Below are 936 nucleotides of genomic sequence, written 5' to 3' on the forward strand. Positions count from 1 at the left end.
CTAGGGCCTGTCTGGCAAAGGATCTTGGGTGGGTTCTCTGAGCCAGAGGATGAGTGAGGCGAGGTGGACGCCGGCCTTGTAGCGGTTGGCGAGTTTGTCGAAGCGGGTGGCGATGGCGCGGAATTGCTTGAGGCGGGCGAAGCAGCGTTCGACGACGTTGCGGTTCTTGTAGAGCTCGCGGTCGAAGGCCGGTGGTCTGCCGCCGGTCTGTCCGCGCCGCAGGCGGTTGGCCTTCTGGTCGGCCCGCTCGGGGATCACCGCCCGGACGCCCCTGCGTCGCAGGCCCTGGCGGATCGACCGTGACGAATACGCTTTGTCCGCCAGGACCGCATCGGGTCTGCGGCGCGGCCGCCCGGCACCGGTCCTGGGCACTCGCAGCTCGTTCAGGACCGTGTCGAAGACGGTCGAGTCGTTGACGTTGCCCGCTGACAGCACGACGGCCAGGGGAAGGCCCCGGCCGTCACAGGCCAGGTGGACCTTCGTCGTCAGCCCGCCGCGGGACCGGCCCAGCGCCTGACCAGCCGTTGCATGTGCCGGATCTTCCAGTTCGTCCCCCGGCGTGGCCCCTTTTTGCGGGCACCGGCGGCGTGCTGGTGAGCGCGGCTGACCGTGGAGTCGACGGAAACGGTCCACTCCAGGGTTCCGACGCAGTCGTCGCGGACCTGGGACTGCTCGAGCAGACGGGCCCAGGTGCCGTCGGCCTCCCAGCGGGCGAAGCGTTCATAGGCCGTCTGCCAGGGCCCGTAGCGTTCCGGCAGATCACGCCACGGAGCACCCGTCCTCAGCCGCCACAGCACCCCGTTGATCACCTGCCGGTGATCCCGCCACGGCCGCCCACGGCCATCAACACCCGGCAGCATGGGCGCAATCCGATCCCATGCCGCATCCGTCAACTCACCACGACCCACCACAAGATCAATTATCAGACAGGACCTA

Annotated in this window: 1 protein-coding gene; it reads right to left on the bottom strand. The window is 68.4% G+C overall.

Features of this window, described 5'->3' with window-relative positions:
• A protein-coding gene (locus QK440_RS41215) for an IS5 family transposase (protein WP_282798391.1) occupies window positions 1-908 on the bottom strand; the annotation gives its coding sequence in 2 pieces (ribosomal slippage) (window positions 1-557 and window positions 557-908; 909 coding nt in all).
• Window positions 909-936 lie beyond the last annotated feature (28 nt).

Origin of the sequence: Streptomyces sp. CC224B (genome assembly GCF_030010595.1) — a bacterium.
Classification (GTDB): Bacteria; Actinomycetota; Actinomycetes; order Streptomycetales; family Streptomycetaceae; genus Streptomyces; species Streptomyces longispororuber.